The organism is Amycolatopsis sp. NPDC047767, from assembly GCF_040704195.1.
Taxonomy (GTDB): domain Bacteria; phylum Actinomycetota; class Actinomycetes; order Mycobacteriales; family Pseudonocardiaceae; genus Amycolatopsis.
In genome coordinates, this window is the sequence record NZ_JBEYSJ010000002.1 from 54,028 (window position 1) to 73,486 (window position 19,459).

At 71.1% G+C, this 19,459-nt stretch carries 15 protein-coding genes and 1 pseudogene; 9 read left to right on the top strand and 7 right to left on the bottom strand.

What is annotated here, in order from left to right; translation table 11 throughout:
- Positions 1–2: 2 nt before the first annotated feature.
- On the bottom strand, positions 3–1,595 hold the full coding sequence (locus AB0878_RS03445; protein ID WP_366576095.1) for an AMP-binding protein: 1,593 nt from the start codon (positions 1,593–1,595) through the stop codon (positions 3–5).
- Between the two features lie 148 nt (positions 1,596–1,743).
- Positions 1,744–2,100, bottom strand: coding sequence for a hypothetical protein (locus tag AB0878_RS03450; protein ID WP_364180209.1), 357 nt, complete (start codon positions 2,098–2,100; stop codon positions 1,744–1,746).
- Positions 2,101–2,190: 90 nt separating this feature from the next.
- On the opposite strand from AB0878_RS03450, the gene AB0878_RS03455 reads away from it, so the two are divergent.
- Entirely contained in the window at positions 2,191–2,976 is a 786-nt protein-coding gene (locus AB0878_RS03455; protein WP_366576097.1) for a glycerophosphodiester phosphodiesterase, read from the top strand.
- A gap of 9 nt (positions 2,977–2,985) precedes the next feature.
- Here the strand turns inward: AB0878_RS03455 and AB0878_RS03460 are convergent, their stop codons facing one another.
- The gene (locus AB0878_RS03460; RefSeq protein WP_366576099.1) at positions 2,986–3,687 is read right to left on the bottom strand and encodes a transglycosylase family protein; all 702 of its coding nucleotides are present in this window, start codon (positions 3,685–3,687) and stop codon (positions 2,986–2,988) included.
- Between the two features lie 246 nt (positions 3,688–3,933).
- Between AB0878_RS03460 and AB0878_RS03465 the strand changes: the two genes are divergently transcribed.
- The 5 genes and pseudogenes from AB0878_RS03465 to AB0878_RS03485 form a co-directional block, all read left to right on the top strand.
- The gene (locus tag AB0878_RS03465; protein ID WP_366576101.1) at positions 3,934–5,334 is read left to right on the top strand and encodes an MFS transporter; all 1,401 of its coding nucleotides are present in this window, start codon (positions 3,934–3,936) and stop codon (positions 5,332–5,334) included.
- 34 nt (positions 5,335–5,368) lie between these two features.
- A complete protein-coding gene (locus AB0878_RS03470; protein WP_366576103.1) occupies positions 5,369–6,115 on the top strand; it encodes a thymidine kinase in 747 nt (248 codons plus the stop codon).
- A gap of 225 nt (positions 6,116–6,340) precedes the next feature.
- Complete coding sequence (locus AB0878_RS03475; RefSeq protein WP_091613651.1) at positions 6,341–6,688, top strand: RNA polymerase-binding protein RbpA; 348 nt, start codon at positions 6,341–6,343, stop codon at positions 6,686–6,688.
- A 153-nt stretch (positions 6,689–6,841) separates the two neighbouring features.
- A complete protein-coding gene (locus AB0878_RS03480; protein ID WP_366576105.1) occupies positions 6,842–7,636 on the top strand; it encodes an alpha/beta fold hydrolase in 795 nt (264 codons plus the stop codon).
- A pseudogene (locus AB0878_RS03485) lies at positions 7,633–7,788 on the top strand (MerR family transcriptional regulator); the annotation flags it as partial. The gene AB0878_RS03480 and the pseudogene AB0878_RS03485, both read left to right, overlap by 4 nt.
- 659 nt (positions 7,789–8,447) lie before the next feature.
- Here the strand turns inward: AB0878_RS03485 and AB0878_RS03490 are convergent.
- From AB0878_RS03490 to AB0878_RS03500, 3 genes are read right to left on the bottom strand one after another with little or no spacing between them, the layout of a single operon-like run.
- Entirely contained in the window at positions 8,448–9,215 is a 768-nt protein-coding gene (locus AB0878_RS03490; RefSeq protein WP_360601452.1) for a polyprenol monophosphomannose synthase, read from the bottom strand.
- 23 nt (positions 9,216–9,238) lie between these two features.
- Positions 9,239–10,864, bottom strand: coding sequence for an apolipoprotein N-acyltransferase (gene lnt, locus AB0878_RS03495; RefSeq protein ID WP_366576107.1), 1,626 nt, complete (start codon positions 10,862–10,864; stop codon positions 9,239–9,241).
- A gap of 10 nt (positions 10,865–10,874) precedes the next feature.
- Positions 10,875–12,491, bottom strand: coding sequence for an amidohydrolase (locus AB0878_RS03500; RefSeq protein WP_366576109.1), 1,617 nt, complete (start codon positions 12,489–12,491; stop codon positions 10,875–10,877).
- A 214-nt stretch (positions 12,492–12,705) separates the two neighbouring features.
- Between AB0878_RS03500 and AB0878_RS03505 the strand changes: the two genes are divergently transcribed.
- The 3 genes from AB0878_RS03505 to helR all read left to right on the top strand — a co-directional run bounded on the left by AB0878_RS03505 (position 12,706) and on the right by helR (position 18,059).
- The gene (locus AB0878_RS03505) at positions 12,706–14,124 is read left to right on the top strand and encodes an FAD-binding oxidoreductase (protein WP_366576110.1); all 1,419 of its coding nucleotides are present in this window, start codon (positions 12,706–12,708) and stop codon (positions 14,122–14,124) included.
- 135 nt (positions 14,125–14,259) lie between these two features.
- Entirely contained in the window at positions 14,260–15,645 is a 1,386-nt protein-coding gene (locus tag AB0878_RS03510; RefSeq protein WP_366576111.1) for a lysine 2,3-aminomutase, read from the top strand.
- Between the two features lie 215 nt (positions 15,646–15,860).
- Entirely contained in the window at positions 15,861–18,059 is a 2,199-nt protein-coding gene (helR, locus tag AB0878_RS03515) for an RNA polymerase recycling motor ATPase HelR (protein WP_366576113.1), read from the top strand.
- A 79-nt stretch (positions 18,060–18,138) separates the two neighbouring features.
- On the opposite strand, the gene AB0878_RS03520 is transcribed toward helR, so the two are convergent.
- Entirely contained in the window at positions 18,139–19,425 is a 1,287-nt protein-coding gene (locus tag AB0878_RS03520; RefSeq protein WP_366576114.1) for a DUF4041 domain-containing protein, read from the bottom strand.
- Positions 19,426–19,459 lie beyond the last annotated feature (34 nt).

A 19,459-nucleotide genomic window follows, 5' to 3' on the forward strand; every position in this document is an offset into this window, starting at 1 on the left:
GTTCAGTGGTGGGCCATGTACTGGTCGCGGAGCACGTGTTTGCGGATCTTGCCGGAGCCGGTGAGCGGGAACTCGGTCACGAACTGCCACACCTTGGGTGTCTTGTGCGGTGCGAGGTGTTTGCGGACGTGGGCGAACAGTTCTTCCTCGCCGGTGTCAGCGCCGGGGCGCAGGAGCACGAAGGCCCCGACTTGTTCGCCCCACTCCGGGTCGGGGATGCCGACCACGGCGACGTCGGCGACGGCGGGGTGGTCGAGCAGGACGTGTTCGATCTCGCGGGGGTAGATGTTCTCTCCCCCGCGGATGATCATCTCTTTGACGCGGCCTTCGATGGTGAGGTAGCCGCGGTCGTCCATGCGGGCGAGGTCGCCGGTGTGGAGCCAGCCTTCGGGGTCGATGGCGGCGGCGGTCTGTTCGGGCATGGCGTGGTAGCCGGTCATCACGTGGTAGCCGCGGGTGCAGAGTTCGCCGGTCTCCCCCGTGGCGGCGATTTCCCCGGTGAGGGGGTCGACGATCTTGACGGCGCAGGCGGGCAGGGCGCGACCGAGGGTTTCGGCGCGGTCGTCGGCGCTGTCGTCGGGGGTGGTCATGGTGATGCAGGGCGAGGCTTCGGTCTGGGCGTAGACGATGCACATGGGGACGTCGAGGGTGGCTTCGATGCGGCGGACGAGGGCGGGTGGCACGGTGGCGCCGCCGCTGAGGGCGTAGCGGACGGAGCCGAGGTCGGTCTTGGGGAAGTCGGGGTGGCCGAGCAGGGCGAGCAGCATGGTGGGCACGCCGCCGAAGACCACTCCCCTCTCCTGTTCGAGGAGGGCGAGCTGCAGTGCGGGGTCGAACCAGGGCATGAGGACCTGGGTGCCGAGGGTGGCGATCGGGGCGAGGGTGGCGAGTACGCAGCCGGCGGTGTGGAACAGGGGCATGGGGTTGACGAAGTTCTCGCCGGGGCGCATGTCCAGCGTGCGGGCGTAGGAGAGCAGGGCGTTGTTGGTGATGCCCCGGTGGTGGAGCACGGCGCCTTTGGGGGTGCCGGTGGTGCCGGAGGTGTATTGGATCTGGGCGGGGTCGCCGGGTTCGACGCCGGGCAGGGCCTGGGTGGGCAGCCCGGAGGCGCGGAAGGCGCGCCAGTCTTCGAACCGGATGGTTTCGCGCAGGTGGGGCAGGTCGGGGCGGACGTGGTCGAGGATGGCGGCCATGGGGGTGCCGCGGTACTCGCTGACGAGGAAGACGCCGCAGGCGCCGGACTGACCGAGGACGTGGCGGAGTTCGGCTTCGCGCAGGGCGGGGTTGACGGTGACGAGGGTCAGGCCGGCGAGGGCGGTGGCCATCTCGAGCAGGACCCATTCGGGGATGTTGTTGGCCCAGGCGGCGACGCGTTCGCCGGGTTCGAAGCGGCCGAGCAGGGCGCGGGCGGCGTCTTCGGCTTCGCCGAGCAGCTCGCCGTAGGTCCAGCGTCGACGCGTCGCGGGGTCGGGCAGGCCTTCGACGAGGGCGGGTGCGTCCGGTGCTTGGCGTGCGGCTTCGCGGAGCAGGTCGCCGACGGTGAGTTCGCGGACGGCGTCGAGTTCGGTGGCGGGTGTGAACGCGGCCTTCGTCACGGGCGTCTCCCTTGCTCGGCCGGCGCGCGGCTTCGCTGCCGGCAAGTCCCCCGGGGACATTCCGGACTCTAGTCCGCTCGGCGGGCCGGCGGAGCCGGTTGAATTCACCGCGGAGCCGTTGGAGTTCTCCGTGGGCCGGGGTGGCTTCTCAGCGGAGCTGCTCGAGGTCCTTCGCGGCGTGCACGATTTCTTCGGCGAGGCGGCGCAGTTCGTCGGCGTCGGCGCCGTCGTGGGTGGCGGTGGCGATGTCCTCGGCGGCGCAGCGCAGCTGGAAGAGGCGGTCCTGCAGGGCGGCGATCTCGGTGTCGGAGAGCACGACGGCGTCTTCGGGCAGGCCGCTGCGTTGCAGGGCGGTGCGGCGTTCGTAGGCGCGCTGGCGGCAGGATTGCCCGCAGTAGCGGCGGCGGCGGCCGACGTTGCCGCCTTCGGGCAGGCGGCGGCCGCACCAGCCGCAGTGCTTGGGTGCGTTGCTGCGGCGTGGTACGACCAGTTCGTCGCCGGTCATCGGGTGCTCGGCCAGTTCCCTCACCCGCCAGACCCTAGCTGGCCATCGTGTTCTCATGCCGAGGCCATGCCGGTGGCGCACACTGTGGGCATGCGCCCACCGTTTGCGTACCTGGCCGACCCGCTCCCCCGTGCGTTCGCCCACCGCGGGTGGCACCTGGACGAGCTGGAGGGGATGGAGAACTCGCTGCCGGCGTTCAAGCGTGCGGTCGAGGAGGGGTACCGGTACGTCGAGACGGATGTGCACGCGACGTCGGACGGTGTGGTGGTGGTGCACCACGACGACACGCTGGACCGGACGACCGACGGTGGTGGGTCGATCGCGGCGCAGACGTGGGAGCAGCTGAAGGGGGTGAAGGTCGGCGGGCGGGCGACGTTGTCGCGGCTGGAGGACGTGCTGGAGGAGCTGCCGCAGGCGCGGTTCAACGTGGACGTGAAGGCGAACGGCGCGGTGGAGCCGTTCGTGCGGGTGCTGGAGCGCACGGGTGCGTTCGACCGGGTGGCGGCTGCGTCCTTTTCGGACTCGCGGCTGGCGCGGTTGCGGCGGCTGGCGGGGCCGAAGCTGTGCACGGCGATGGGGCCGCGGTCGGTGCTGATGGTGTGGGCCAACGGGTGGGTGCCGCCGTTGCCGTTGAGCCGGTTGGCGGGCGGGTATCTGGCTCAGGTGCCGGTGAAGCAGGGGCCGCTGACGGTGGTGGACCGTTCGTTCGTGAAGGCGGCGGAGCGGGCGGGGTTCGAGGTTCACGTGTGGACGATCGACGAGCCGGCGCAGATGCGGGAGCTGCTGGACCTGGGTGTGCACGGGCTCGTGACGGATCGGCCGGACCTGCTGCGCGATGTGCTCGTCGAGCGGGGTGTGTGGCAGCAGGCCGGCTGAGCCGCGGTTCTAGCGGGGGCGTTTGCCCTGCCAGGCGGCCTTCCACGTGAGGGGGCCGAGGCGGCCGGAGTCGTTGATGCCGTTGGCGCGCTGCAGGTCGAGGACGGCGGTTTTGGTCTTGTCGTAGTAGCAGCCGGTGCCGGTGAAGCCGTAGCCGAAGGCGTTCATGCGCAGCTGGAAGGTCTTGAGCGCGGGTGCGCAGTCGCCGTAGGCGTAGACGACGCCGGGCCAGGCGGGCATGGCGCCGGGCGGCGCGGGTGGTGCGGGCTGGGGTTTCGGGGCCGGCGGTGCGGGCAGGCCGGTGCCGCCCATGTAGGCGGATTCGTCGTAGGACGGGATGCGCTTGCTGCGTGCGTCGGCGTCGCCGGTGAGCTTGAGCATCCCGGCGCACTGCCAGGGCTGCCAGCCGCGCATCCGGTAGAGGTAGAGCGCGCGGTAGTCCTGTTCGCGGGGGCTGGCCTGGTCGGGGCGGCCTTGGCCGCCGACGCTGCGCCAGGTGGGCAGGTCGAACTGGTAGGCGCCGTAGTAGCCGTTTCCGGTGTTGATCGTGTAGCGGCCGCTGGCCTCGCACATGCGGAGCTTGGCCCAGGAGCTGGAGGCGGGGTCCGCGGACGCGGCGCCGGCGACGGCGAGCTGCAGCCCCAGGACGGCGGCCGCGAGGAGCACGATCCTCACGGCACCGCGGTGAGCAGTGCGAACGCGGTTGGTCATGGGTGCACAGTAAGCACGCGACCCATTGACCACAAGAGTCACACCACGCACACCAGCCTCACACAAAACGGCGAAGAATCGGGTGAGCGACACGCCTCGCGTGCCATTTCGAGCGCCGTTCGGCTCAGCGCGGATGATCGGCGGGCGACGAACCGGACACGGTTTACCCGTTCGGCGGTGTCGCGCGCGGCGGCCCCAGTAGTCTGCCGCCTGACCTGGAGATTCGCGACCGCTGAGGAGCCGTGGATGACGCTGGCCGAGACCCGTGACAAGAAGCGGGAACGGTGGGGCTGGTACTTCTACGACTGGGCCAATTCGCCGTTCTATTCATCGGTCACGACCGTGTTCGGGGCGCTCTACATGAGCACTGTCGCGGCGGCGGACGCGAAGCAGAACATCACCCTTAACGGGGACAAGGCGTGCCTCGACGCGTCCGGTGTGGACGACAAGCTCCACAACTGCGACGTGTCGTTGTTCGGATTGCATTTTCCCGCCGGTTCGACGTGGGGTTACCTGCTGTCGGTGGCGACGGTGGTGCAGGTGCTGGTGCTGCCGATCGCGGGCGCGGTGGCCGACCGGAGCCGGAACAAGCGGCGGATCCTGGGCTGGTTCGCGTGGCTGGGCGCGCTGGCGTCGGCGCTGATGTTCTTCATGGCCGGCTCCGACTGGCAGCTGGGGGCGGCGCTGTTCATCGTCGCGAACATCGGCTACGGCGGTTCGCTGGTCGTGTACTACTCGTTCCTGGTCGACATCGCCGAGCCCGACGAGCGCGACGACGTGTCCGCGAAGGGCTGGGCGTTCGGTTACCTGGGCGGTGGGCTCGCGCTCGCGTTGCAGCTGGCGTTCTACCTCAGCCGCGACGCGCTGGGCGTGGACACGGGCACTGCGGTGCGGATCTGCTTCCTGACCTCGGGCTTGTGGTGGGCGGTGTTCACGATCCCGGTGCTGCGGGCGCTCCCCCGCGTCCACACGCCGGTGGCGGTCGAGCGCGGGGTGTCGGTGCTGCGGGCCGGGTTCCGGGAACTGCGGCGGACGGCGGTGGAGGCGAAGGCGTTCCCGCTGACGCTGGCGTTCCTGGGCAGCTACCTGATCTTCGCCGACGGGATCTCCACGGTGGTGGCGGTGTCGGCGCAGTACGGGAAGGACGAGCTGCGCTTCTCCGACGAGGTGCTGATCGTCACGGTGCTGGTGATCCAGTTCCTCGCCTACGTGGGCGGGGTGCTGCACGGGCTCGTGGCGCGCCGGCTGGGTACGAAGCGGACGATCCTGGGCAGCCTGGTGCTGTGGGTCGTGGTGCTGGTGGGCGCGTACTTCATCCAGCCGCAGCAGCCGCTGCAGTTCTACGCGGTCGCGGTGGGGATCGGGCTGGTGCTGGGTGGCACGAACGCGTTGTCGCGGTCGCTGTTCAGCCAGATGATCCCGGCCGGGAAGGACGCGCAGTACTACTCGCTCTACGTCGTGGGCGAGAAGGGCACGTCGTGGCTGGGTCCGCTGGTGTTCGCGGGCGTCGGGCAGGCGACGGGGTCGTTCCGGCTGGCGATCGTGGCGCTGGTGGTCTTCTTCGTGCTCGGGTTCGTGTTCGTGGCGCTGGTGCCGGTGCGGCGCGCGATCGTGGCTGCCGGGAACCGTCCGCCCGCCGTGCTGTGAGCGGGCGGGCCGGGGCCGGATAGGGTCGATCGTCGTGACTGCCCTCGAAGAAGCCGTTCCCGACGATCCCACCGACGCGCTGTCCCCGGTCCCCGCCGCGCGCGCCCGGGGCGGCCGCCTGAAGTTCTGCTACGGCCCGATGGACTGCGGGAAGTCGACGCTGGCCCTGCAGATCGACCACAACCACGCGCGGCAGGGCCGGCGCGGGCTGGTGCTGGTGCGCCACGACCGGTCCGGGGCGCCGCAGATCAGCAGCCGGATCGGGATCACGCGCCGCGCCACGGAGGTCGGCACGACCACGGACGTGCGGGACCTGGTGCGCGAGCGCTGGGCCGACGGGCAGCACGTGGACTACATCATCGTCGACGAGGCGCAGTTCCTCTCCCCCGCGCAGGTCGACCAGCTGGCGGAGCTGGCCGACGAGGCCGGCATCGACGTGTACTGCTTCGGCATCGCCACCGACTTCCGCAGCCGCCTGTTCCCGGGCGCGGGCCGGCTGTTCGAACTGGCCGACGAGCTGCAGCCGGTGCAGGTCGAGGTGCTGTGCTGGTGCGGGCTGCCGGGCCGGTTCAACGCGCGCGTTCGGGACGACGAAATACTCCGTGAGGGTGACACCGTTGTGGTAGCAGATACCGAACAGTCTGTAGTTGAATCTTCAGCTTCGGCACGTTCCGATGCTGAATCCACTACGGTCCGTTATCAGGTATTGTGCCGCCGACACTTCCGGTTGGGTGACTTGGGTCCCGCAACGGCCCACCACGGTCAGTTACGGTTGTCGTGAACGGAGCGTCAGTAGCCCAACTGGGGGATATCCGCACTTGGAAGGCGGTGTCTGCGTCACGCCGGAGCGCGAAACCTGTCCCAGTAGAGGAAGCTGATGCCGAAGGGTGACACAGCTCATCGTGAGCAACGACATGGTTACCGGGGAATCCCCCGGACGCCGCGTTCGTTGCATAGGGTGAGCAACACCCTGGCTCCACCCGGAGCTGACTGAAAGGACCCCATCATGGCCGACCGTGTTCTCCGTGGAAGCCGGCTGGGAGCGGTCAGCTACGAGACCGACCGCAATCACGACCTCGCCCCGCGCCGAACCGTGCGCTACGCGTGCCCCAAGAACCACGAGTTCGAGGTGCCGTTCTCCGACGACGCCGAGATCCCGACCGTCTGGGAGTGCCGCCTGCACGGCAGCGAGAGCGAGATCGTCGACGGCGGGCAGCCCGAGCAGAAGAAGACCAAGCCCCCCAGGACGCACTGGGACATGCTTCTGGAGCGCCGCTCCATTCCCGAGCTCGAGGACCTGCTGAACGAACGTCTCGCCGAACTCAAGGGACGCCGGACCAGCCGGTCCGCGTGAGTTTCGGCCAGTAGCTGGCTACCGCCCATCCCCCGATCGATCGGCCCCCGTGACCTCCCTCCACGGGGGCCTTTCGCATGTCCGGGTGCCGACACCCCCAATGTCATCCCTTGACCTTGACCTTGACCCGAGGTCAACGTGGATGGTGCGTGCATGACTCCTCGTTCACCGTGGTCGGGCCTGGTCCCGGTCGGCGACACCGCGCTGTTCGTGAGCGACAGCCACGGCCCCGGCCGTCCCGTCGTTTTCCTCAACGGCTCCTTCGCCGCCCAGCGGTCCTGGCGGCGCGTGATCGCCGAGCTCGGCCCCGGCTGGAGACACATCACCTACGACGAACGGGCGCGCGGCCGCTCGAAGCGCTCGGCGGACTACTCCTTCGAGGGGTGCCTTCGCGACGTCGACGCGGTAGTCGAGGCGACCGGGGTCGACCGGCCCCTCCTGGTCGGCTGGTCCTACAGCGCGGCGCTCGCCGTGCACTGGGCCGACCGGCACCCGGCCCGGGTCACCGGCGTGGTCTCGGTCGACGGCGCGGTTCCGTGGGGGCACACCGGCGAGGAAGGCCGGGAGCAGATCCGGCGCATCTTCCGGAAGATGCGGCTGGTTCTGCCGCTCGCACGTCCGTTCGGGCTGGCCGCCTCGATGAGTGCCGCTCAGCACGCGGAGGTCAACATCGAGATCAACGAGGTCTGCGCGGCCCTCGAACCCGTCCCGGACCGGCTGGCCTGCCCGGTGCGCTACGTTCTCGCCACGGGCGCGAACCTCGGTGGTGGCGCGGAGGAGATGGAGCAGATGCGGGCCTCGCTCGACCCGGTCCTGCGCCGGAACCCGAACCTGCGGGTCAGCGCGAAGGTCGGGAGCAACCACACGCAGATCCTGCGCAAGGACTTCCGGGCGGTCGCCGCCGCCGTGCGGGAGACCGCCGACGCACACGGCCACCAGGCGCGATGACGGACGGGGTGACCATCGGCCAGGCGGCCGCGTTCGCCGGCATCACGATCAAAACGGTGCGGCACTACCACAAGCTCGGCCTGGTCGACGAGCCCGCGCGCGACAGCTCGGGCTACCGGCGATACGGCTCGGCCGAGCTGTTGCGGCTGGTGCAGGTCAAGACGCTGGCCGCCGCCGGGGTGCCGCTGGCCGACATCGGCCCGTTGCTCGCCTCGGACGCCGAGTCCTTCGCCGCCGCCCTCGTCGACGTCGAGCGCCACCTCACCGACCGGATCGCCGAGCTGACCGAGCGCCGGGACACCCTCCACCGGCTCGCCTCCGGCGACCGGACCCTGCTGCCCGACCGCGCCGTGGCCATGCTGGAGGGAATGCCCACGCTCGGCTTCACCCCGTACGACGTGCAAACCGCCCGCGAGTCCTTCGTCCTGGCCAAGGCCCTGGTCCCCGAAGGCTTCGACGACTACCTCACCGACATCGAACACGCACTGCAGGACCCGCGTTTCGTCGAGCTGACCCGGCGCACCGCCGAGCTGGCCGCCTGGGCACCGGACGACCCCCGCGTCGCCGAACTGGCCGCCGACCTCGCCGAGCACTACCTCGCCAACCCCGCGCAGCTCAGGATCGTCACCGGCCTGCAAGCCCGCACCGAAGCCCGCCACGCGCTACCGGCTGGTCGCCCACCACCGCGAACAACGCGAATCGGCCGCGGCCCGCCTCACCGCGCTCCTCGAAGCCCGCCTCCTGGCCGCCGGCGTCCGGCTCCCCAAACCCGGCGCACGCTGACCCGTCACCCGAAGCGCCGCTTCATACGTCAGTGGCGGCCGAGCAGGCGCTTGACCTGCTCCAGGCGCCGCTTCACGCCCCACTCGGCGACGCGGAAGAAGGCTTCGCGCATGATGTCGCCGCTCATCTTCGACTGGCCGATCTCGCGGTCGGTGAAGGTGATGGGGACCTCGACGATGTCGAAGCCCGCGTCGGCGGTGCGGCGGGTGAGGTCGATCTGGAAGCAGTAGCCGTGGGAGGCGATCTCGTCGAGCTCGAGCTTCTCCAGCACCGGACGGCGGTAGGCGCGGAAGCCGGCCGTCATGTCGGAGACCTTGAGGCCCAGGGCGATGCGCGAGTACAGGTTCGCGCCGCGCGAGAGCAGCTGCCGGCTCAGCGGCCAGTTGACCGTGCTGCCGCCGGGCACGTAGCGCGAGCCGATGGACAGGTCGGTGTCCGCGACGGCGTCCAGGATCCGCGGCAGGTCCTCCGGGGCGTGCGAGCCGTCGGCGTCCATCTCGACGAACGTGGCGTAGCCCTGCGCCAGGCCCCAGCGGAACCCGGCGATGTAGGCCTTGCCCAGCCCCGCCTTCTCCGTGCGGTGGAGCACGTGGACGCGCTCGTCGGCGGCGGCCCGCTCGTCGGCGAGCTCACCGGTGCCGTCCGGGCTGCCGTCGTCGACGACGAGCACGTGGACGTCCGGGAGTGCCTTGTGGAGCCGGTCCAGAACCGGGCCCAGGTTCTCCCGCTCGTTGTAGGTCGGGATCACCACCAGCACCGGCTCGATTCCTTCGGCCCCCCGCGGCGCCTGCGCCATCCGTCTCCTCCGAATCCGGCGGTTCAGTCCGCCGCGTCCCCTGCTGTCGTGCCGGCGCTCGCGCGCCGAGTGCGAAAACGGAGTACGAACCCGCCGGCGACACCGGCGATCGCCAGTGCCAGCAGTCCGTACTCCGTCCACGCACCGAGTCGATCCGACAGCGTAGTCTGCGTCCGCAGCGGCATGCGGCCGACCAGGGCGTCTGCGGTGAAAAGGCTGGTTGAGCTGGTGATCGTCCCGTCGGGGGCCACCAGGGCGCTCACCCCGGAGGTGGCCGAGACCACCACGGCGCGCCCGTGCTCGACCGCGCGCAGCCGCGACATCGCCAGCTGCTGGTAGCTCATCTCCCCCGGTCCGTACCACGCGTTGTTGGTCGGCACGACCAGCAGCTCGCCGCCGTCGTCGGTCGCTTCGCGGGCGGGGTAGTCGAACGCGGTCTCGTAGCAGATGAACACGCCGACCTTGGTGCCCGCGACCGACAGGGCGGCGTTGCTGCCGTCGCCCGTGCGCATGTCGGCGGTGTCGTCGACGAACGGGGTGACCAGCCGCGCGATGTCGCGAGCGGGCACGTACTCGCCGAAGGGCACGAGCTGCTGTTTGGCGTAGCGCTGGCCCTGCCCGGTCTTCGGGTCCCACACGATCGCGGAATTCTGGGCGGTGCCGTCGGGCAGCCGGTAGAGCGCGCCGATGATGGCGGGCACGCCGTAGGAGTTCACCATCTGGTCCACGGCCGGGTCGTCGCCGTCGACCGCGGTGGCGGTCTCGGGCCACACCAGCAGGTCGGGCTTGGGCACCTTGCCGGCCTGGATCTGCGCGAGCAGTTTTGCGCTCTCCTCGAGGTGGTTCTGGCGCAGCACGTCCCGCTGGCCTTCGAGGGCGATGCCGATGTCGGGTGCGTTGCCCTGCACGGCGGCGACGGTGAGCGAGCCGTCCTGCGCGTCGGTGCCGACCGTCGGCCACACCGCGAGCCCGGCGACGACCGGAAGGAACGTCAGCACCAGCGGCGCGATGAGCTTGCGGTCGCGCAGCTTGCGCTGTTCCCACCAGCGGGCGGCCAGCGCCGCGAGGCCGAAGCCGCTGAGCACCACGGCGAGCCCGACGAGCGGCGCGCCGCCCACCGACGCCAGTGACAGGTACGCGCCTTCGGGCTGGCTGAACGCGACGCGGCCCCACGGGAAGCCGCCGAGCGGGAACCACGCCCGCGGCGTCTCCAGCGCGACGAACACCAGCGCCCCCCACAGCGGTGCCAGCGGCAGCCGGGACACGACCCGGATCAAGACCCCGGCGAGTCCGAAGTAGAGCGACAGCGCGCACGACAGCCCCAGCCACGGCCACGGGCCGAACTCGCGGCCCAGGAAGTCCTGCAGCCACACCAGCAACGCGAGGAAGAACACGACGCCGTAGACGAAGCCGTAGCCGAACGCGCCGCGCAGCGACCGTCCACGAAGGACGAGCGCGAAGCCGGCGAACGCGATCGGCGCCAGCCACCACAGCGGTCTCGGCGCGAAGCTGAGGTAGTACAGGTACCCCGTGGCGCCGGCGGCGACGAGCCGCACCAGCCACGCGCGCGAGAACCGCGGTCGTTTCCGCCGCTTGGAGGTCGTTTCGTGCGGAGCGCCCGGTTCGGGGTCCGCGACAGTCACTGCCACGCCTCGAACTCTAGGAGGCGGAGGTGAACTGGTCGTAGATGACCGTGCCCCCGCGCACGGTCCGCAGGCACTTCGGCAGCGGCGCGCCCGGGTCGAGGCGCGGCAGCGGCGGCACCCCGGAGCGCGGATCGGTGGACCAGCGCTGCACGCGGGTGTCGGCCGTCGCGACGACGAGGTCGGTGGCGTCCCAGATCGCGTAGTGCGCCGGCGCGCCAGGCACGAGGCTGCCGGTCACCCCGTCGTTGACGCCCGCGGCGCGGTGGCCCGCACGCGTGTGGGCGGTGAACGCGGCGCGCGCCGAGAGCCGGGCGGCCGGGGTGTGGTGGTGCACGGCCGCCCGGACGGCGGCCCACGGGTCGAGTGCCGTCACCGGGGAGTCGGAGCCGAAGGCGAGCACCACCCCCTCGGCGGCGAGCGTCGCGAACGGGTTGAGCCCGGCGGCACGCTCGGCGCCGAGGCGCTCGGCGTACATGCCGGTCTCGCCGCCCCAGGCGTCGTCGAACAGCGGTTGCGCCGAGGCGACCACACCCCAGCCGGCGAGGGCGCGGGCCTGTTCGGCGGTGACCATCTCCAGGTGCTCGAGCCGGTGGTGGCGGGCCGCGAGCGCGCGCTGGCCCACCTCCTTCTCGGCGAGCCGGAAGCCTTCGACGACCTCCGCGACGGCGGCGTCGCCGATCACGTGGAACCCGGCCTGCAGCCCGGCCTCGGTGCACGCGGCGAGGTGCTCGCCGATGCCGGCGGCGTCGGTGTAGAGGGCGCCGGACGTGCCCGGCTCGTCGGCGTACGGGCTGCTCAGCGCGGCGGTGCGGGAGCCGAGCGCGCCGTCGACGAACAGGTCGCCCGCCACGCCGTGCGCACCGAGGGCCCGGGCGGTGTCGAGGCCGCGGAGCTCGCCCCAGTATCCGACGACCTCGGGCAGGCCTGGTTCGGCGGCGAGGGTGAGCAGGCCCGCGAAGTCGTCCCGGCCGGCGATGTCGGGGCCGCCGCACTCGTGCACGCCGACGATCCCGCGCGCGGCGGCCTCGGCGAGGAACGCGCGCTGTGCGGCGGTGCGCTGCTGCGGCGTGATCGCGGCGCGCGCGGCCGCGCGGACCTGGTGGTGGGCGTCGCGGGTGAGCGGTCCGTCGGCGGAGAAGCCCGCGGCGGCGCGGGCCCCGGGGGCGAGATCGATCAGGGCGCTGGACACGAGCGCGGAGTGCACGTCGACGCGGCTGAGGTACACCGGCGCCGGGCCGGCGGCGTCGTCCAGCTCGGCGCGGCTGGGCAGGCGCGGGTCGGTCCAGGCCGACTCGTCCCAGCCGTGCGCGAGGAGCACCTGCTCCGGTGCGGCGGCGACGGCGGTGCGGACGGCGGCCAGCAGCTCGCCGGCGCTGCGCACGCGTGTGAGGTCGAGACCGGTCAGGTGCAGGCCGGTGGCGGTGGCGTGCACATGGGCGTCGACGAACGCGGGGGCGACGAACGCGCCGTCGAGGTCGACCACCGTCGCGTCCGGGTGCAGCGCGCGGGCGGGGGCGTCCTGGCCCACCCAGACCACGGTGCCGCCGGAGACGGCGAGGGCTGTCGCGTCGGGGGAAGACGGGGTGTAGATCCTGCCGCCGAGCAGGAGCGTCGTGCTGTCGTTCGTCACGGTGTCGAGTCTCCCCCGCGTCCCCGGCGCCGGCCGTCGGGGGTCGGTTTTCCTCACTCCGCGTGAACACGGTTCCACCCCTGTGAGCCAGGTCACCTGAACGGGTCGGGCGGATCGGCACGTGCTTGGTCCGTGAGGGAGCGCCGCCGCCAGGTGGCCGCCGAAGGGGACGCGCGGTGCGGGGTACCGGCCGCGCGGGAGACAGGGGACTTCGATGCACCAGATCGTCGCGAGCCCGGTGACCGGGCTCATCCAGGCCGAAGACATCACCGACCTCGTCGCGGTGACCGAAGGCGAGGTGCTGCTGCCCGGCGAGCGCGGATACGCCGCCGAGTGCGCCGCGTTCAACGTCAACAACCCGCTCGAACCCGCGCTCGTCGTCGCCGCGGCCTCGACCGCCGACGTGCAGAACGCCGTCCGGTTCGCGCGGCGCCGATCACTGCCAGTAGCGATCAAGGCCACGGCCCACCAGGTCGTGGTTCCGGCCCACGGCGCGGTGCTGATCACCACGAGCCGCATGACCGGCGTGACCGTGGACCCGCGCCGGCGCACCGCCCGCGTCGAGGCCGGCGCCCGCTGGCAGCAGGTCCTCGACGCCGCGGCCGAGCACGGGCTGGCGCCGCTGGCCGGGTCCGCGCCGGGTGTCGGCGTCGTCGGCTACACGCTCGGCGGCGGCCTCAGCCCCGTGATCGGGCGGACCCGCGGTTACGCCGCCGACCATGTGCGGCTCATCGAGGTCGTGACCGCCGACGGCACGCACCGGACCGTGACGGCCGAGACCGAACGCGACCTGTTCTGGGCGCTGCGCGGCGGCAAAGGCAACTTCGGCGTGGTCACCGCGCTGGAGTTCGACCTGTTCCCCGTCACCCGCTTCTACGGCGGCGGCCTCTACTACGCGGGCGAGGACCTGGCCGTGGTGCTGCACGCGTGGCGCCAGTGGGTGCCGCTGCTGCCGGAGGAGGCCACGACGTCGGTGATGGTGCAGCGGCTGCCGCCGGCGCCCGAGCTGCCCGAGGTGCTGCGCGGCGCGTTCGTGGTGCACCTGCGCTACGCCCACCTCGGCTCGCCCGCCGACGCCGAACGGCTCCTCGCGCCGCTGCGCGACATCGCCCCCGTGCTGCTGGACCTGGTCGAGGACAAGCCGTTCAGCTCCATCGGCGAGATCCACCTCGACCCGGCCGACCCGATCCCCTACTACGACCGCACCACCAGCCTGCGCGAGGTCACCGCGGAGACGATCGACGCGCTCGTCGAACTCACCGGGCCGGGCTCGGACTGCCCGCTGCTGGGCGTGGAGCTGCGCGCCCTCGGCGGCGCGCTGGACCGCGAGCCCGCCGCGCCGAACGCGGTGCCCGTGCGCGGGGTGCCGTTCCTGCTGTTCGCGCTCGGCGTCGGCGGCCCCGAGCGTGCCGAGGAGCTGCGCGCGGCTCTCGACAACGTTGTCGGCGCGCTGGAGCCGTGGACGGCCGAGCGCCAGTCGCCGAACTTCCTCTCCGCGGACGAGGGCTTCTCGTCCGCCGCGGTGCGCGCCATCTATGGGCCGGAACGCTACGACCGGCTCGCCGCGGTGAAGCAGGTCTACGACCCGGGCAACCTCTTCCGCGTGAACCACAACATCCGTCCGGCCGCCTGACCCCGCGTGCCGCGGCGGTCACGACCGCCGCGGCACACACAGTCACCGTGCAAGAAGATTTACGCCGTGGGAACGTTATGGCAGGATAATTTAACGCGTTCCCCACGACTTGAAGCATGAATGACTGGAGTACAGATGACTGCGATCCAGGAACCTGTGCCGCCTGCCGCCCACGACCAGCCGTACGAGTACGCCCGCACCGAGCTGGTGGAACCGGACTGGCGCCGCTTCCCCGGCTGGCACGACGTGACCGACGCCGAGTGGCGCGACGCCCAGTGGCAGCGGGTGCATTGCGTGCGCAACGTCAAGCAGCTCCGCGCGCTGATGGGTGATCTGCTGCAGGAGCGGTTCTACGAGGACCTGCTCGCCGACCAGCGTGAAATGGCCACGATGTCGATGCTGCTGCCCCCGCAGATGCTCAACACGATGGCCGCCTCCGCCGGCAGCGACCCGGCGAAGGTCACCGAGGCGTTCTACGCCGACCCGATCCGCCGCTACATGCTGCCCGTGCGCAGCGACCGCGACCTCGCGTGGCCCAGCCACCCGCACTCGGAGCGCGACTCGCTGCACGAGGCGGAGATGTGGGTCGTCGAGGGGCTCACGCACCGGTACCCGACCAAGGTGCTCGCGGAGATGATCTCGACGTGTCCCCAGTACTGCGGGCACTGCACCCGCATGGACCTCGTCGGGAACTCCACCGAGCAGGTCGAGAAGCACAAGCTCGCACTCAAGCCGGTCGACCGCCAGGACGCGATGATCGGCTACCTCAAGCGCACCCCGGGCGTGCGCGACGTCGTGGTGTCCGGCGGGGACGTCGCCAACGTGCCGTGGCCGCAGCTCGAGGCGTTCCTCATGCGCCTGATGGACATCGAGACCGTCCGCGACGTGCGCCTCGCGACGAAGGCCCTGGCCGCGCTGCCGCAGCACTGGCTGCAGCCCAAGGTCGTCGAAGGCCTCGAACGCGTCGCCGTCACCGCCCAGCGGCGCGGCGTGAACCTCGCCATCCACACCCACGTCAACCACGCGCAGTCCGTCACGCCCCTGGTCGCCGAAGCCGCGCGCACGGCTCTGGAGGTCGGCGTCCGCGACGTCCGCAACCAGGGCGTGCTCATGCGCGGCGTCAACGCCACGCCCGCCGCGCTGCTGGACCTGTGCTTCGCCCTGCAGGGCGAGGCGAACATCCTGCCGTACTACTTCTACATGTGCGACATGATCCCCAACGCCGAACACTGGCGCGTCGCCGTGTGGGAAGCCCAGGACCTCCAGCACGCCATCATGGGCTACCTCCCGGGCTACGCCACGCCCCGCATCGTCTGCGACGTGCCGTACGTCGGGAAGCGCTGGGTCCACCAGCTCGCCGACTACGACCGCGACCTGGGCATCTCGTACTGGACGAAGAACTACCGCACGGGCATCGAGCACGCCGATCCTGAGGCGCTGCAGCGGAAGTACCCGTACTACGACCCGATTCCGACGCTGCCGGAAAGTGGGCGGAAGTGGTGGGCTGAGCAGAACGGCTGAGTCGTTCGTGGCGGTGGTGGGCGTCGGCCACCGTGAACGACGCGATTCGAGGGAGTTCCTGAGGCCGGAAAACGGCGGGACGGGAAAAACACTCCCCCGCCACTATCAACTTATAACGCACCCCGGGGCTTGCGGCAAGACCCGGGTGATGCCGCACAATCACCACCCTGAAGCTGCGACCTGCGAAAACGCGGCGGAAATGGTGAAGGGGATCTGTGTCGGCTGAGGGGTACGAACAGGAATTGCAGTCCGAGCGCACCTACGTCGCCGGGCTTTACGCGCGGCTCGACGGGGAGCGGGCGCGGGTGAAGGGCGAGTACGAGGCGGCGCTGGGGGAAAACGGCGGGACGCCCATGGAGCGCGACGTGCGCGTGCGTGCGCTGGGTCGGGAGGTGCGGCGGCTGGACGTGGCGGACAACGGCCTGTGCTTCGGCCGCCTGGACACGCTCGACGGCGACGTGTCCTACGTCGGGCGCATCGGGTTGTTCGACGAGGAGGACGAGTACCGGCCCGTGCTGCTGGACTGGCGGGCGCCGGCGGCGCGCCCGTTCTACACCGCGACCGGGGCGAACCCGGAGAACGTGGGCCGGCGCCGTCAGTTCCACACGCGCGGGCGGCGGGTCGTCGAGTTCACCGACGAGGTGCTGGGCCGGCCCGGTACCGGCGAGCACAGTGACGCCGACGCCGCGCTGCTGGCGGCTGTCAACGCGCCGCGCGGTGAGGGCATGCGCGACATCGTGGCGACGATCCAGGCCGAGCAGGACGAGATCATCCGGCTCGACCACCCCGGCGTGCTGGTGATCGAGGGCGGCCCGGGGACCGGGAAGACCGTGGTGGCGTTGCACCGCGTCGCCTATCTGCTCTACACGCAACGGGAACGGATGGAACGCCACGGCGCGCTGGTCGTCGGGCCGAACCCGGCGTTCCTGAACCACATCGGGCGCGTGCTGCCGTCGCTGGGCGAGACGGACGTGGTGTTCACGACCACCGGCGGTTTCGTGCCCGGCCTGCACGTCACGGCCGAGGACGGGCCGGAGGCGGCGCGGCTGAAGGGTGAGCTGAAGATCCTCGACGTGCTGGCGGCCGCGATCGCCGACCGGCAGCGGACGCCGGAGGAGCCGGTGCCGATCACGCTCGGCGACGTCACCGTGCGCATCGACGCCGAGACCGCGCAGTGGGCCGTCGAAGAGGCGCGCGCGAGCGGGCTGCCGCACAACGAGGCGCGCGACGTGTTCACCGAGATCGTCGGCTACGTGCTCACCGAACGCGCGATCACCCGCATCGGCCGCGGCTGGCTGGGCCGCGACGACCGCGAGGAACGCGCCGACCTCAAACGCACCCTGCTCGCTGACCTCGCCGGCAATCGGCGGTTCGCCGCCGCCGTCGACGAGCTGTGGCCGATCCTCACGCCGCAGGGCCTGCTCGCGTCGCTGTACGAGTCGCCGGAACGGCTGCGCGCGGCCGGCGCCGACGCGTCACTGCTGCGTGAAGACGGCGAAGCGTGGACGGTGTCGGACGTCCCGCTGCTCGACGAGCTCGTCGACCTGCTGGGCCGCGACAAGGCCGCCGACGCGAAAGCCTCGCTGGCGGCGGAACGGGAGCGCAAGACCCAAGCCGCCTACGCCGCCCACGTGCTCGACTCGCTCATCGAACGCGAGGACCTCAACGACGACGTCGGCCTGCTCGCCAAGGACCTCCTCTACGCCGAGGACCTCGCCGACCGGTTCACCGAACGCGACACCCGCGACCTCGTCGAACGCGCCACCGCCGACCGCGACTGGACCTACCGCCACGTGGTGGTCGACGAGGCCCAGGAACTGTCTGAAATGGACTGGCGCGTCCTGATGCGCCGCTGCCCCGGCCGCTCCTTCACCGTCGTCGGCGACCTCGCGCAACGCCGCTCGGCCGCCGGGGCGACGTCGTGGTCCTCGATGCTGGAGCGGTATGTCAGCGATCGCTGGGTGTACCGGTCGCTGACGGTCAACTACCGCACGCCGGCGGAGATCATGAGCGTCGCGGCCGCGGTGCTCGCCGGGTTCGCCCCGGGCATCCGGCCGCCGGAGTCGGTGCGCGCCAACGGGGTCCAGCCGTGGTCCCGGCCCGTCACCGACGCCGACCTGCCCGCCGCGGTCGCGGACTTCGAGCGCACGGAAGCCGCCCGCGAGGGCACCAGCGTCGTCATCGGCCCCCCGGACGTGCCCGGCGCGGTCCCGGCCGCGGAGACGAAGGGGCTGGAGTTCGACGCCGTCCTGGTGGTGGACCCGGACCGCATTCTCGAGGATGGTCCCCGAGGCGCTGCTGAGCTGTACGTGGCGCTCACCCGCGCGACGCAGCGCCTCGGTGTCCTGCATCGCGGCCCGTTGCCGGAGGCGCTGGCGGGGCTGACCGAGATGACGGGGGCGGCCGGGCGTTAGCCAAGCACCGCCGCGGGGCGGGTGGACCACACCGTCACCGGTCCAGCCCACCCGCCCCACGGCGGCCGACGACATCACCTCACGCGGCGGGCGAAGCGACCTCACCCAGGCTCTGGCGGTACTCGAACGCCTCCGGTTCGTCCCGGTAGTCGAGGAGGTTCCCGGCGAGATCAGGCAGGAGCGCCTTGACCTCCGCCGGGGTGCACCGGAAGTACTCGCGCCGGCGGTTGACCCGGTTCAACCGCCGGTCCTCCAGCTTGGCGTGCAGCTGCTGCTCGATCCTCACCGCGTCGTGCGAGAAGAACAGCGCGTGCACGTCGAACCGGAACGGCACCGACGCGTCGCCGAGTTCGCGCACCCGGTCCATCGGCTCCAGCCGGCGGGTCATCCCGATCTTGACGACCTCAGGTCCGAACGAGCCGATGTTGCTGATCACGTAGACGTAGCCCGCGCGAATGTTGGCCTGCCGTTCTTCGATACCCGTCAGCGCGGCCTCGATTTCGGCGAGCTTGCGCTCGAGCTCGGCCACGCCCTCCAGGTCGCCCTTGGCCCGCAGGGCCGCGATGGCGTTGCGGTAGTGCCCCTGCTCCTTGAGCAGCCGTTCCTGTTCGCGACGGTATTCCTGCAACGCCTTCTGCTCTTCCCGCAGAGCCGCACGCCGCTCGCGTTCGTCTTCTTTCTCCTGCTGCTTCTTCGCCAAGTAATCGGCGGTGAGCTCGAGTTCCCGGATCTTCATCGCGTGGTAGGCGGGGTTGACCCGAATCGACGCCATCGCCCCGAGCTTCTCGATCGTCCGGACAGCGGTCTCCAACCGCTTGACCGCGGACGCGAGATTGCCGGCTTTGAGCACGCGCACGCAGTTCTCGGCTTCCGCGTTGTAGGCCCGGAGCATGAGCTTCGACAGATCTCCGACGAACTTGCGCCCCTGGGCCAGCGAGTTGTTGTAGTGGAAGCTGTTCGATGCTTCGACGGCGGCCTTCGCCCGGGTCATGTCTTTCAGGGCGGCTTTCAGCCGTTCGAGCTCGGCCTTGTAGGCCTCGGCGTCGGAGAGCACGTGCCGGTATTGGTAGACCCCCACCTCCTGCATCAGCCGGGCGTCGTCGGTCTCGACCACCTCGGCCCGAAGGGTCGTGAGCTGTGCCTGGAGCCGGGTGAACTCGGCGTTCATCGCCGAGATTTGCTGCTGGTAGCGGGCTTGTTCCGCGTGGAGCCGCTGCGCCTGAGCGGCGATTTCCTGCTGGATGGCGACCGAACCGAGCGCGCCCAGCCGCTGAAGCTCGCCACGCAAATACAGGATCTCGTGTTGCGCCGCTTCGAGTTCCTGTCGCTTCCGCCCACCGAACACCGACGCCTCCCCGGAGATCACCTGCGTCAGGCTGAGTCGTGCGGGGACTGCGCTT

What these genes read in the sequence shown, in the direction of transcription:
- AB0878_RS03510 (WP_366576111.1), top strand. Translation starts at nt 14,260, where the DNA reads ATGACTGCGATCCAGGAACCTGTGCCGCCTGCCGCCCACGACCAGCCG.
- AB0878_RS03460 (WP_366576099.1), bottom strand. Translation starts at nt 3,687, where the DNA reads ATGACCAACCGCGTTCGCACTGCTCACCGCGGTGCCGTGAGGATCGTG.
- AB0878_RS03475 (WP_091613651.1), top strand. Translation starts at nt 6,341, where the DNA reads ATGGCCGACCGTGTTCTCCGTGGAAGCCGGCTGGGAGCGGTCAGCTAC.
- AB0878_RS03465 (WP_366576101.1), top strand. Translation starts at nt 3,934, where the DNA reads ATGACGCTGGCCGAGACCCGTGACAAGAAGCGGGAACGGTGGGGCTGG.
- AB0878_RS03450 (WP_364180209.1), bottom strand. Translation starts at nt 2,100, where the DNA reads ATGACCGGCGACGAACTGGTCGTACCACGCCGCAGCAACGCACCCAAG.
- AB0878_RS03455 (WP_366576097.1), top strand. Translation starts at nt 2,191, where the DNA reads ATGCGCCCACCGTTTGCGTACCTGGCCGACCCGCTCCCCCGTGCGTTC.
- AB0878_RS03490 (WP_360601452.1), bottom strand. Translation starts at nt 9,215, where the DNA reads ATGGCGCAGGCGCCGCGGGGGGCCGAAGGAATCGAGCCGGTGCTGGTG.
- AB0878_RS03505 (WP_366576110.1), top strand. Translation starts at nt 12,706, where the DNA reads ATGCACCAGATCGTCGCGAGCCCGGTGACCGGGCTCATCCAGGCCGAA.
- AB0878_RS03480 (WP_366576105.1), top strand. Translation starts at nt 6,842, where the DNA reads ATGACTCCTCGTTCACCGTGGTCGGGCCTGGTCCCGGTCGGCGACACC.